We start from the raw sequence: 13,431 nt of genomic DNA, 5'->3' as shown, positions 1-13,431 counted from the left end.
TATATTAAGCTAGAGTATAATCATTAAGTATGAAATTAAATATAAGAAAGGGACGTGTACATAGATGAAATTAGGAATGGTTGGATTACCAAACGTTGGTAAAAGTACATTATTCAATGCTATTACAAAAGCAGGAGCTGAATCAGCAAACTATCCTTTCTGTACAATAGAACCAAACGTAGGTGTTGTAAGTGTACCAGATAAGAGATTAGATGTTTTAGAAAAAATATATAACACAAAGAAAAAAGTATATACTGCCATAGAATTTTACGATATAGCAGGATTAGTTAAAGGTGCTAGTAAAGGTGAAGGGTTAGGAAATAAATTCTTATCACATATAAGAGAGGTTGCAGCTATTGTTCATGTTGTAAGATGTTTTGATGATGAGAATGTTGTTCATGTAGAAGGTTCTGTAGACCCAATAAGAGATATAGAAACTATAAACTTAGAACTTATTTTTGCAGATTTAGATGTTCTTGAAAGAAGAATGGAAAAAACTATGAAGTTAGTAAGATCTGGAGATAAAACTGCAAAATTTGAGTATGAAATAATGGAAAGATTAAAAGCTCATTTAGAGGCAAATAAACCAGCTAGAACTTTAGAGACTACTGAAGAGGAAGAGGCATTTATAAAAAGTTTATTCTTAATAACTTCAAAGCCGGTTTTATATGCTTGCAACATATCAGAAGAAGATATGATGGAAGGAAATCTAGACAATGAATATGTTAAACAGGTTAGAGCATATGCAGAGGCTGAAAATTCAGGAATTATGGTAGTTTGCGCTAAGCTTGAAGAAGAATTATCAGGTTTAGATGAGGAAGAAAAAGCAGAAATGTTAGCTGAATATGGTTTAGAAGAATCAGGACTTGATAAGCTTATACAAGCAAGTTATAAGCTTTTAGGATTAATGAGTTATTTAACTGCAGGAGTACAAGAGGTTAGAGCTTGGACAATTAAACAAGGAACTAAAGCACCACAAGCAGCAGGTAAGATTCACTCTGATATAGAAAGAGGATTTATAAGAGCGGAAGTTGTATCTTATGATGATTTAGTAGAGTGTGGTTCAGAAGCTGCAGCTAAGGAAAAAGGTGTTTATAGATTAGAAGGTAAAGAGTACGTAATGAAAGATGGAGACATAGTAAACTTCAGATTTAACGTATAATATAAAAAGTTATCATCAAATTTAAACAGCATTTTTAGACTAAAAAAGAGCTATTTGAAAATTTTTCAGATAGCTCTTTTTCTTTATGGCGGGAATATGTGGGAATCGAACCCACCAATGATGGTATTAGCACCATAACTAGGTTTTGAAGACCTGTAGGAACACCAGTCCCTATATACTCCCATGGTATTTTAAAATTTTACATTAAATTATTTATAATGTCAATTTTTTTTCTTAATATATTGTATAATAAGAAAGTTACAAATAATAAATATTGAAAGGAAATTTTAATTTTTTATAGAATAATTTATAATAAAATATAATATATAATGGGAAAATAGTTGCAATATTATTATATTGTAGTGTAAATTAATAAGAGGCATAATAATTTACACAATGTTTATAATAAATATGTTTAAAAAATATTTATTAATAAAATTAAGCATGATAAATTTAATCTGTTAGACTTAAATTATATAATATATAATATGATTTTTAGAAGAAAAGATGATAAAAACTTAGAGTGATAAACAATTTAAAATTTAAGGAGTATTTATATGGAATTTAAACACATTTCAGTTTTGCTAGATGAGTGCATAGATGCTTTAAATATAAAAAAAGATGGTATATATGTAGATTGTACACTAGGTGGTGCAGGGCATTCAAGCGAAATAGTAAAAAGGCTATCAAAAGAGGGAAGGCTAATAGGTTTTGACCAAGATAAGGATGCTTTAAAGGCTGCTAAAGAAAGATTAAAAGAATATAGTAATGTTACTTATGTCCATAGCAATTTTTATGCTATATATGATGTTTTAACAGATTTAGGTATAGACGGAGTAGATGGCATCCTTATGGACTTAGGAGTTTCTTCTTATCAGTTAGATAATGGAGAAAGAGGCTTTAGTTATATGCAAGATGCTCCTTTAGATATGAGAATGAATAGGGAAAATGAATTTTCAGCTTATGATATAGTAAACACTTATACAGAAGAGGAACTATATAGAATAATTAAAGAATATGGGGAAGAGAAGTTTGCTAAAAGAATAGCAAGTTTTATAGTTAAAAATAGAGAAGAAAAGAGCATAGATACGACTTTAGAACTAGTTGAAATAATAAAAGCTGCTATTCCAGCTAAAGCTAGAAGAGAAGGACCACATCCTGCTAAGAGAACTTTTCAAGCTATAAGAATTGAAGTTAATAAAGAACTTGAAATAATAAGTAAGACTATATTAGATGGAATTAAAAAGCTTAATAAGGGAGGAAGAATGGCAATAATAACATTCCACTCTTTAGAAGATAGAATTGTTAAAAACACCTTTAAAGAACTAGCAAATCCTTGTACATGTCCAAGTGAATTTCCAGTATGTGTTTGTAACAGAAAACCAGAGGTTAAGTTAATAAGTAGAAAACCTATAGAAGCTAGCAAGGAAGAACTAGAATTTAATCCAAGAAGTAGAAGTGCTAAGTTAAGAGTAATAGAAAAATTATAATTTATATTCAGTATATTTTAAAGTAAGGGGAATAAATAATTGGAGAGGGATTATAGATGGATGTAAAAGAGTTTGATTATAATGGTAGTTCAGCACTTAAGCCAAAGAGAAAAGAGCAAACTATACCAAGTAAAGAAACATATGACAAAAGAAAGAAAAAAATCGAGCAACAAAAAAGAAAAAAGCAAAAAGATAAGAAAATAAAAAAGAGCATATATCAAATAGTACTTCTAATATTAATTGTTGGTGGAATAACTATAAGTAGAGATATGAAAGTTTATAAAACTCAACAAAATTTGGACTCATTAAATAAAGAAATAAACTCTGTTATAACAGAAAATGAGGCTTTAAAGGTTCAAATATTAAAGGCTAGTTCTTTAGATAAAATAGAAGAAATAGCTAAAGATAAGTTGAAGATGATATTGCCAACTAAGGAGAACATGGTTAAATTAGGCGATGATACGTCTGCTCAAGGGAAGAGATAGGGGAATAAATTAGGATGTACTTTTATTGTTTTAAAAGTACATCCATAATTTTTATGGTTACAAATTTATTTTACTTAAAATAAGAAATTAATAATTTTAAATCTCATAAAAGTAACTTACTATAAAAGATTGCTTTTAGTTAACTTACTACGGAGGGCTAAATGTGAAAAAAAAGAAAAACAAAGGATTTAAAGATTATAAAATAACTAAGTCTTTAATTGATGGAAGAACCTTTTGGATTATGATAATAATTTGGTTCTTACTAGGAGTTTTAACCCTTAGACTTTCTTATATAATGATCTTTAAACACAAGGAATATGGAGCGAAGGCTGAGGAACAGTGGAAAAATGAGGTTAAAATAAGTGCTAAAAGAGGAGAAATACTAGATAGAAATGGTGCACAATTGGCAGTTAGTGCTAATGTTTATAGAGTTGATTTAGACCTTAAAACTTTAAGAGAAGATGCCTTTAAAAGTGATGATACAGATGATCAAAAAAGAGAAAAATTAAATAAAATTGCAGCGGAAATAGGAAATGCTTTAGACATACCTAAAGAGGAAGTTTATGATAAAATAAACACAACTTTACCTTCTGGTGCACCAGCAAACTCAGTAACTTTAGCTAGAAAAGTTGAAAAAGATAAAGCAGACAAGGTAAAAGCCCTTAAAATAAGGGGAGTAATAGTTTCTCAAGATACAAAAAGATATTATCCAGATAACAACTTTTTAGCTCAAGTTTTAGGAAGAGTTGATGCAGATGGTGTAGGTCAAGGAGGAATAGAGAGAGAGTATAATGCTGAACTTTCAGGACTTCCAGGAATGAGGATATCAGAAGTTGCTAGAAATAATAGTGGTATACCTTATTCAGATTCTGAATTTGCAAAGCCAGTAGATGGTAAAAATGTTACTTTAACAGTAGATGAAACAATACAGTACTTTGCAGAAAAAGTAGCTGAACAAGGAATAAAAGAATATAAGGCTGATGGTGTTAGTATAATAGTTATGAATCCTAAAAATGGAGAGATTTTAGCTATGGCTAATAAGCCAGATTATAATCCAAATAATCCTTATGAAGGTTATGAAAATTATCCAGGAAAAGATAAAACTCAAAAAATGGAGAATATGTGGAGAAACGATTCTGTTTCTAATAGCTTTGAACCAGGTTCTATATTTAAAATGGTAACGGCAGCTGCTGCCGTTCAAGAGGGAATAGCAGGAACAAATGAAACCTATTATTGTCCTGGAGGAAAAAATGTTGCAGGTACTTATATAAAATGTTGGAAACCAGATGGTCATGGAACTGAGACTTTTGACCAAATACTTGAAAATTCTTGTAACGTAGGATTTATGGATATAGGACAAAAGCTTGGTAAAGAGAAGTTAAATGAATATATAGAGAAATTTGGGTTTGGAAAAGAAACAGGAATTGATTTGCCAGGAGAAACAACAGGAATAGTAATGCCAAATGATAAAATAGGACCTGTTGAACTAGCTACTATATCTTTTGGGCAAACAGATAGTGCAAGTGCTGTTCAAATGATGGCAGCTATGAATACTATAGCAAATGGAGGAACTTGGATACAACCACATATAATGAAAGAAATAAGCCATGAGGATGAAAGTGGTGCTAAGGTTGTAGATAAAACCTTTGAACCAAAAAAAATTGACAATATAATAGACCAACAAACTGCTATGAGAGTTTCAGAAGCTTTAGAGAAAACTGTTAAATATGGCTCTCCTAAGAGAGCGTACATAGAAGGCTATGGGATAGCAGGAAAAACAGGAACTGCTGAAAAAGTTAAGGCAAGCGGAGGATATGGAGCAGGATATGTTTCTTCTTTTGCAGGATATGCTCCATATAATGACCCACAAATTTCAGTATTAATATCAGTAGATAATCCAAAGGGTGAGTATTTTGGTGGTTTAGTGGCTGCGCCATTAGCTCATGATTTATTTAATGATATTTTTAATTATATGGAATTAGACAGTTCTAAGGTAAATGAAAAAGCTAATGAAATAATAGTACCAGAGGTTAGAGGATTTACTTTAGAAAAAGCGAAATCTATTTTAGATAAAGAAAAAATAAAATATCAAGTAGATGGTGATGGTAGTGTAGTTTCAGAAATGGATCCAAAACCAGGATATACAATAAAAGAAGGAGATGAAATTAAACTTTACACTAAAACTACTTCAAATTATAATAAAGATGTTGTAGTTCCAGATTTTAATAACCTTTCTATGGAAAAAGCAAAGGAAATTTTAAAGAAAATTGGATTAAAAGGAAAATTTTCAGGAGAGGGAGTTATTACAGAACAAAGCATAGCACAAGGTGATGTAGTTAAAAGTGGAACAGTTATAAACTTTAAATTAGATAAAAAGTAATTATAAATAAAACTAGCATGTGATAAAATTCACATGCTAGTATTTTGTGAATTTAACGCTTATTTAGTGCATAGTATTTAAGGAGTGAAAAAAATGATTCTTAAAAGTTTATTAGAGGGATTAGACTATGAGGTCTTACAGGGAATAGAAGATATAAATGTAGAAAACATAAGATATGATAATAGAAAAATAGAAGAAGGAGATGTTTTTACTTGTATAAAGGGCTTTAAAGTAGATGGACATTCCTTTGTAGAAGATGCTATTAAAAAAGGAGCTAAGGCTTTAATAGTTCAAGAAGAAGTAAATGCTAAAGAAGACATAACAATAATAAAGGTTAAAGATACTAGAAAAGCTTTAGCTATAATGTCTTCTAATTATTTTGGTAAGCCAAAGGATAAGCTTAAAATAATAGGTATAACAGGGACTAATGGAAAAACAACTTCTGCCTTTATAATTAAATCTATTTTAGAAAAAGCGGGCTTTAAAACAGGACTAATAGGTACAATAGCAAATTACATTGGAAATAAGAAAATAGATGCAGTAAGAACAACACCAGAATCTTATGAACTTCATGAGTTATTTAAAAATATGGTAGATAACGAAGTTAAATACTGTGTTATGGAAGTTTCATCTCATTCTTTAGAATTAGATAGAGTATATGGAATTAGGTTTGAGGAAGGAATTTTTACAAATCTTACTAGAGATCATTTAGATTTTCATAAAACTTTTGAAAACTACTATAATGCTAAGTTTAAGCTTTTTGAAAGAAGTAATCATAGCATTATAAATTTAGATGACCCTTATGGACTTGATATAGTTAAAGATATAGAAAAAAGAGGAGTAAATACTAAAGTTTCTACTTTTTCAATTGAAAAAGAATCAGATTTTAAGGCTTTTGAGATTAAAAGTCACTCAAATGGTTCAGAATTTAAGGTGAATTTAGAGGGAATAGAAGAATTTTCTATAAATATTCCTGGAGAATATAATATATATAACTCTTTAGGATGTATAATATGTGCATACAATTTAAATATTCCAATTGAAAAAATTAAATTAGGTCTAAAGGATGTTCTTATACCAGGAAGATGTGAATTAGTAGCAAAGGAAAAAAATTTACCTTATAGTATAATAATAGATTATGCACATACACCAGATGGATTAGAGAATATTTTAAGTACAGTTAAGGCCTTTACTAAAAATAGAATGATTTCTGTATTTGGTTGTGGAGGCGATAGAGATAAGGCTAAACGTCCTGAAATGGGTAAAATAGGTTGTGAATTATCAGACATTGCAATAATAACTTCCGATAATCCAAGAACTGAAGAACCTATGGACATAATTAATGACATAGTAAAACCACTTGATTTTGATAATTTCATAATTGAGGTAAATAGAAAAGAAGCTATAAAAAAGGCTATAAATATGGCTTTAGAAGGAGATGTTATTGTTATAGCTGGAAAGGGACATGAAACATATCAAATACTAAAGGACAAAACAATACACTTTGATGAAAGAGAAGTTGTATATGATATTTTAGAAGGCAAGTAGAGGTGTTAAAAATGCTAGAGTTAAATTTACAAGAAATTGTAAAAGCTACTAAGGGAGTTTTATTAAAGGAAGCTTTAATAAAGGAAATAAAGGCTGTATCAACAGATACAAGAAAAATAGAGGAAGGAGCTTTATTTATAGCATTAAAAGGAGAAAACTTTAATGGAAATAACTATGTTTTAGAAGCCTTTAAAAAGGGATGTAAAATTGCAATAGTTGATGAAGTTAATTTTGATTTAAATCTTTTAAGGGATGAAGTTGCCTTAATTAAGGTTGAAAATACTAAAAAAGCCTTAATGGACTTAGCTAAATTTTATAGAGAAAAATTAGGATTAAAAGTTGTAGGAATTACTGGTTCAGTAGGAAAAACTTCAACTAAAGATTTAGTTGCAGCTGTATTAAGTTATAAGTATAAAGTTTTTAAAACAAAGGGTAATTTTAATAATGAAATAGGATTACCTTTAATGGTATTAGAACTAGATAGCTCTTATGATGTTGCTATTTTGGAAATGGGAATGAGAGGATTAGGACAAATTAGAGAACTTGCAGAAATAGCAAAACCAGATATAGGTATAATAACTAATATAGGAATTTCTCATATAGAAATACTAAAAACTAGAGAAAATATATTAAAAGCTAAAATGGAAATAACAACTTTCTTTAATAAAGACAATACTCTTATTGTTTGTGGAAATGATGACTTTTTAGAAGCCTTGCCTAAAGCTAATTATAAGATAATAAAAACTGGAATTGGAGAAAATTTTGAAATTGGAGCTAAAAATATAGTTTTAGGAGAATTCTCCTCTAAATTTACAGTTTACGATGGAAAAGAAGAAGAAGAATTTTCTTTAGATGTACCAGGAAAACATAATATAAGTAATCTTATGTTAGGAATTTCAACAGGAAGAGAGTTAGGCCTTTCTTTTTCTGATATGAAAAAAGGGCTTAAAAATATGGAATCCACTTCTATGAGATTAGAGCTTATTAAAAAAGATGGTTATTCAATTTTAAATGATTGTTATAATTCAAACCCTGTAGCAGTTAAATCAGCTATAGATGTTATGAAAAATATAGAAGGCAAAAGAAGAATTGCAGTTTTAGGAACAATGAGAGAGCTTGGTCATAAATCAGAGGAAGCTCATGAAGAAATAGGTTTTTATGCAAAGGAAAATGGAATAGATAAGATACTTTGTTTTGGGGATTTCTCAGAAAATATTAAAGATGGGTATGGAGAACTTTGTACTGTTTATGATAGTAAGGAAGAACTTATAAAGGATTTACTTAAAAGTACAGTTGAAGGAGATATTATATTAATTAAAGCATCTAGAGGATTAAAGTTTGAAGAAATAACTAAAGCATTATTAGAAAACTAAATAGCACTAAGGAGGTGAAGCTGCTTAAAAGTTTAAGTAGCAGAGTTTTATGGAAATTTTAAAGTCGATGATAGATCCAAAGATAGTAATGGCAATAGTAATAAGTTTTATAATAGCATCAATATTAGGACCTATTATAATTCCACTACTACATAAACTTAAATTTGGACAAAACATAAGAGAAGAAGGACCTAAAAGTCATTTGAAAAAAGCAGGAACACCAACAATAGGAGGATTAATATTTATCTTTGCAACTATAATAACAATGATTATTATGGTTAGAAATCCTACAGATGAATCAATGATAGCTTTATATGCTTTTGTAGGTTTTGGATTTGTAGGATTTTTAGATGACTTATTAAAAATTCTAAAGAAAAAGAATGAAGGATTAACATCAGGTCAAAAAATGATTCTTTTATTAATAGTATCAGGATTTTTAACTTGGTATGCGTATAAATATATAGGACCTAGCATTAATATACCATTTTTCAATGGACAAATTAACTTAGGATTATTTTATATACCAGCTGCAATGTTCTATTTTGCAGGAGTTACAAATGCTGTAAACTTAACAGATGGCTTAGATGGTTTAGCAACTTCTGTTACAGTTTTAGTAATTACGTTTTTAGGTATTATTAGTTATAATTTAGGACACACAAGTTTAGCAATATTCTGTGTTGCTTTAGCTGGTGCTTTACTTGCTTTCTTAAGATTTAATGCATTTCCAGCTAGAGTATTTATGGGAGATACAGGTTCTCTTGCTTTAGGAGGAGCTGTGGCAATGGTTGCTTTAATTTTAAAAATGCCTTTAATATTAGTTTTAATAGGAATAATCTATGTAATAGAAACATTATCTGTTATATTACAAGTTGCATCCTTTAAACTTACTGGCAAAAGATTATTTAGAATGGCTCCAATACATCACCATTTTGAACAATTAGGTTGGAGCGAAACAAAAATAGTTACTGTTTTCTCAATAATAACAGTAGTATTTTGTTTCATTGCTTTTGCTTCACTTTAGAGAGGTCCTAAAATAGGAGGTTTTAGATGAAGAAAAAAAAGACTACTAAATCTAGATATGGTCAAGTTGACTTAGGTCTTTTATATACAATAATCATATTACTTTCAATTGGGGTAATTATGGTATATAGTGCAAGTTCATATTCTGCTATGGTTAAAGGTGGAGATAGCATGTCATTTTTGAAAAAACAAGCTATATTTGCTATTTTAGGGTTAATTGGAATGTGGTTTATGTCTAGAATAGACTATCATGTGCTAAAAAAATTTACTAGAATTCTTCTTATTGTTACTCCAGTTTTGTTAGTTCTTGTTTATGCATTCCCAGCAAGAAATGGTGCTAATAGATGGATTGGAAATGGTACTCTTTCTTTTCAACCTTCAGAGCTTGCAAAATATGCAGTAGTAATTATTTTAGCTTCTTATATTACTAAAAGAGGAGAAGAGATTAAAGATTTTTGGCGCGGAATTATTCCTTGTTTTTTAATTGGTGGTCTTTTTGCAGGATTAATACTTGCACAAAAAAACCTTAGTATTGCATCTGTAACTGGATTTGTTACATTTATTATGGTTTTTGTTGCAGGAGCAAGAAAAAGATATATGTTTGGGGTTATAACACCAATTATATTAGCATTAGGGTCGTTTTTTATCTTTTTTGAAGATTATAGAAGAAGAAGACTTTTAAACTTTTTAAATCCCTGGAAAGATGCATCTGGTGATGGTTATCAACTTATACAATCTTTTTATGCTCTAGGGGCAGGAGGAGTTACAGGGCTTGGAATAGGACAGTCAAGACAAAAAACTCTTTATATGCCAGAGCCACATAATGACTTTATCTTTGCTATAATAGGAGAAGAATTAGGATTAATAGGTTGTACAATAATAATTTTATTATTTGTATTCTTCGTCTATAGAGGAATAAAAATTGCAATGGAAGCTAAAGATGAGTATGGAACTTTACTAGCTGTAGGAATAACTTCAATTATAGGATTACAAGCTATAATAAATATTGCAGTTGTAACAGGTTCTATGCCAGTTACAGGAGTTCCTCTACCATTTATAAGTTATGGAGGAACAGCCCTTGTATTTAACTTGTTAGCCATGGGTATTCTTCTTAATATATCTAGACAAAGAAATAAAAAAAATAAGTAAAGGCGTGTTTTTGCGCCTTTATTTTTTATTAAATTGTATTAAAAAAATAATAGTAATTTTTTTACTGTTATTAATATTTTCTTAAAAACTTAATGAAAAAAATCTAGTAAAATGATATTATTGTTAGTGAAATGTAAAATAAAAATAAGGAGAAATATGAGTACGAATATAAATGAATATATACAAAAAAAGAAGAAAAAAAAGACTAGAAGAAAGATTATACTAATTAGTATAATAATTATTGTAATTTTAATATTAATTCTAATTAAAACACCTTATTTTAATATAAAAAAGGTTAATGTTAGCAATAATAATGTTATAACTAAGGAGAGTATAGTTGGAAAAAGTAAAATTTTAAATCAAAATATTTTCTTGTTAAATACATCAACCTTAAAAAAAGAAATCTTAAGCAATCCGTATATAAAAGAGGTTAAAATATCTAGAAAACTTCCAGACCAAATTAATATAGATGTTGTTGAAAGAAGAGCTACATTTATTGTAAATGATGATAGTGAATTTTATGTTTTAAATGAAAATTTAGTTATTATGGAAAAGAAAAGTTCAGAAGAAGGCTTGAATTTACCAAGTGTTATAGGACTTAAGGTTGATAATAGATTTTTAGGAGAGCCTATGAGTACAGACGAAGAAGAAGTTGATATTTTAAAGAAAATAGGAGAAGCCTTAAATAAAAGTAAAGCAAAGGTAAACTCTGTAGATATAACTAATCTTTCAGATATTATTATTAATAAAGGAGATGTTAAAATTCTTTTAGGAAATTCCGATAATTTAGAAGATAAGCTAAATAAAATGGTAAATATTATAAATGACCCTGTAGGAAGTTTTGAAAAAGGATATATAAACATAAGTTTTAATGGTAATCCTGTAATATACGAAGAAAAGTAAGGAGGTATGCTTTTTGAAGAAGTTATCTTCACAAATTATTATAGGTATAGTTTGTGCTTTGCTAGGTTTTTTGTTAACCTATCAATTTAAAGTAATAAATAATAAAGAAAAAAGCATAATAGAAAACTATAATCAAAATGATATAATGGCAGAAATAGATAGTCTTAAAAAAGAGAAGGAAGAGCTTCAAAAAAATAATGATTCCTTAAATAAAAGATTAAAGGAAATGGAAGAGGCGGCAACTTCAAAGGGAGATGTAAATAATCAAATAAAAGAGCAGTTAGATAAGACAAGAATGATTTTAGGTACTGAAGATGTTGAAGGACCTGGAATAATTTTATCTATAACACCTAAATCTCCTTTACTTACATCAAAGGACCCTGAATATATTAGCGAAAAAGAGATAGTTCACATATTAAATTTATTAGCCTTTTCAGGTGCAGAGGCAATAGCTATAAATGATATTAGAATAACACCGCAGACAGGAATAAAAAATGCTAGTAACTTTATATGGATAGGAAATAATGAAAGAATTTCTCCTAAGGAGAAGTTAACTATAAAGGTTATAGGTAACCAAGATAATTTAATAAAGGGAATTGACTTTCCAGGGGAAATGGACTATGGAGTATTAGGAGGGAATTATGACTATAAGTATGAGAAAAAGGATTCAATCATAATACCTAAAACTACTCAAAATCTATCTTCTGAGTATTTAAAAAAGGTTGATTAGGATGGTGATTGAATGATAGTATTTATTGGACTTTTAGTTGGGATAATAATAGGAGTTATATTTCCAGGAAGTATACCAGATAAATTTTCTCCGTATTTATCCATAGCTATAGTAGCTTGTTTAGATTCTGTTTTTGGTGCTATAAAGGCTAGTTTAAAAAAAGAGTTTCAAGCAGATGTATTTATATCTGGGTTCTTTGGAAATGCAGCCTTAGCGGCTTTACTTGCTTATCTAGGAGATAAATTAGGAATACCATTATATTTTGCAGCAGTAATAGTTTTTGGTAGTAGAATATTTAATAACTTTGCAGCTATAAGAAGGATATTACTAGAAAAAAGCAAGGAACGATAAAGAGGTGGTGCTTTGAAAAATAGAGAATTTACTATTTTTATATTTATAGCTTCAGTTATAGTTGGAATATTAATATCTATGAATATAAGCTTTGATGGAGTAGGGACTACAAAGGTATTAAATGCTAGAGAGTATCAAGAAGCCTATAATAAAAGAAATAACTTATATAATGAAATATCAAAGTTAAAAGAGAGTAATAGAGATTTGCAAAAAAAAATAAATAATTACTCAAAAAATGATGAAGATAACGATAAAATTTCAAAAGATATGATAGAGGAAGTAAGTGAAAATTTAATGCTTACAGGAGCTAATGGAGTAAGTGGACCTGGTTTAAAAATTGTTTTAGAGGATGGTGGAGAAGCTTTTAGTGGAGAAGTTGTTGATGATTTTATGAGACTTTTAAGAACCATTCATGATGATGATATGATAAAGGTTATAAATGAATTAAAGGCAGCTGGAGCAGAGGCAATTTCTATAAATAATCAAAGAATAATATATAACACGGAAATATACTGTGGAGGGCAATTTTTAAGAATGAATGGTGTTAAAATTCCAGCACCTTTTTATGTTAATGTAATTGGTGATAAAGATAAAATAGAAAATCAAATCATGAGAGATGGTAGTTATATAAAAACTCTTATGAATAGAGGAATAAAGGTTGAAATAAGCAAAAGTGATGATATAGTTGTTCCAGCTTATATAAGTGATATAAATTTTGAGTATATGAAACCACATAAAAAATAAATGTTGAGTTTGTAAAAAATTTGTACAAAAAAGAAGGATTTTCTATTCCTATAAAGAAGAATATAATGTAATATATAATTAAAGGAGACAGTAAAA

General features: G+C 28.8%; 12 protein-coding genes and 1 tRNA gene. 12 read left to right on the top strand and 1 reads right to left on the bottom strand.

Features of this window, described 5'->3' with window-relative positions:
* The first annotated feature begins 64 nt into the window (after positions 1 to 64).
* Positions 65 to 1,162, top strand: coding sequence for a redox-regulated ATPase YchF (ychF, locus tag AC4FRL_RS05365; RefSeq protein ID WP_491139180.1), 1,098 nt, complete (start codon positions 65 to 67; stop codon positions 1,160 to 1,162).
* 86 nt (positions 1,163 to 1,248) lie between these two features.
* Here the strand turns inward: ychF and AC4FRL_RS05360 are convergent.
* Positions 1,249 to 1,345: transfer RNA gene (locus tag AC4FRL_RS05360), tRNA-Sec, on the bottom strand.
* Between the two features lie 374 nt (positions 1,346 to 1,719).
* Here AC4FRL_RS05360 and rsmH point away from each other — a divergent pair.
* From rsmH to AC4FRL_RS05305, 11 genes are all read left to right on the top strand, one after another.
* A complete protein-coding gene (gene rsmH, locus AC4FRL_RS05355; protein WP_491139179.1) occupies positions 1,720 to 2,652 on the top strand; it encodes a 16S rRNA (cytosine(1402)-N(4))-methyltransferase RsmH in 933 nt (310 codons plus the stop codon).
* A 56-nt stretch (positions 2,653 to 2,708) separates the two neighbouring features.
* Positions 2,709 to 3,137, top strand: a complete 429-nt coding sequence (gene ftsL, locus AC4FRL_RS05350; RefSeq protein ID WP_491139178.1) for a cell division protein FtsL — start codon at positions 2,709 to 2,711, stop codon at positions 3,135 to 3,137.
* Between the two features lie 163 nt (positions 3,138 to 3,300).
* Positions 3,301 to 5,517: a stage V sporulation protein D gene (locus AC4FRL_RS05345; RefSeq protein WP_491139177.1), complete on the top strand. Its 2,217-nt coding sequence runs from the start codon at positions 3,301 to 3,303 to the stop codon at positions 5,515 to 5,517.
* A gap of 93 nt (positions 5,518 to 5,610) precedes the next feature.
* Positions 5,611 to 7,065: a UDP-N-acetylmuramoyl-L-alanyl-D-glutamate--2,6-diaminopimelate ligase gene (locus AC4FRL_RS05340; protein ID WP_491139176.1), complete on the top strand. Its 1,455-nt coding sequence runs from the start codon at positions 5,611 to 5,613 to the stop codon at positions 7,063 to 7,065.
* Between the two features lie 11 nt (positions 7,066 to 7,076).
* Entirely contained in the window at positions 7,077 to 8,438 is a 1,362-nt protein-coding gene (locus AC4FRL_RS05335) for a UDP-N-acetylmuramoyl-tripeptide--D-alanyl-D-alanine ligase (RefSeq protein WP_491139175.1), read from the top strand.
* A 49-nt stretch (positions 8,439 to 8,487) separates the two neighbouring features.
* Positions 8,488 to 9,459: a phospho-N-acetylmuramoyl-pentapeptide-transferase gene (gene mraY, locus AC4FRL_RS05330; protein WP_491139174.1), complete on the top strand. Its 972-nt coding sequence runs from the start codon at positions 8,488 to 8,490 to the stop codon at positions 9,457 to 9,459.
* Positions 9,460 to 9,485: 26 nt separating this feature from the next.
* Positions 9,486 to 10,607 carry a stage V sporulation protein E gene (gene spoVE / locus AC4FRL_RS05325; RefSeq protein WP_491139173.1) on the top strand — a complete coding sequence of 374 codons (1,122 nt, stop codon included), beginning with the start codon at positions 9,486 to 9,488 and terminating at the stop codon, positions 10,605 to 10,607.
* A 156-nt stretch (positions 10,608 to 10,763) separates the two neighbouring features.
* Positions 10,764 to 11,510: a cell division protein FtsQ/DivIB gene (locus AC4FRL_RS05320; protein ID WP_491139172.1), complete on the top strand. Its 747-nt coding sequence runs from the start codon at positions 10,764 to 10,766 to the stop codon at positions 11,508 to 11,510.
* Between the two features lie 13 nt (positions 11,511 to 11,523).
* On the top strand, positions 11,524 to 12,240 hold the full coding sequence (locus tag AC4FRL_RS05315) for a DUF881 domain-containing protein (protein ID WP_491139171.1): 717 nt from the start codon (positions 11,524 to 11,526) through the stop codon (positions 12,238 to 12,240).
* Positions 12,241 to 12,252: 12 nt separating this feature from the next.
* Entirely contained in the window at positions 12,253 to 12,591 is a 339-nt protein-coding gene (locus tag AC4FRL_RS05310) for a small basic family protein (RefSeq protein ID WP_060670842.1), read from the top strand.
* A gap of 12 nt (positions 12,592 to 12,603) precedes the next feature.
* Entirely contained in the window at positions 12,604 to 13,335 is a 732-nt protein-coding gene (locus AC4FRL_RS05305; RefSeq protein WP_491139170.1) for a DUF881 domain-containing protein, read from the top strand.
* Positions 13,336 to 13,431 lie beyond the last annotated feature (96 nt).

This window comes from Clostridium sp. TJA032, from assembly GCF_058310275.1.
The sequence above is the reverse complement of the archived record's forward strand: the minus strand, read 5'-3'. Positions and strand labels throughout refer to the sequence as shown.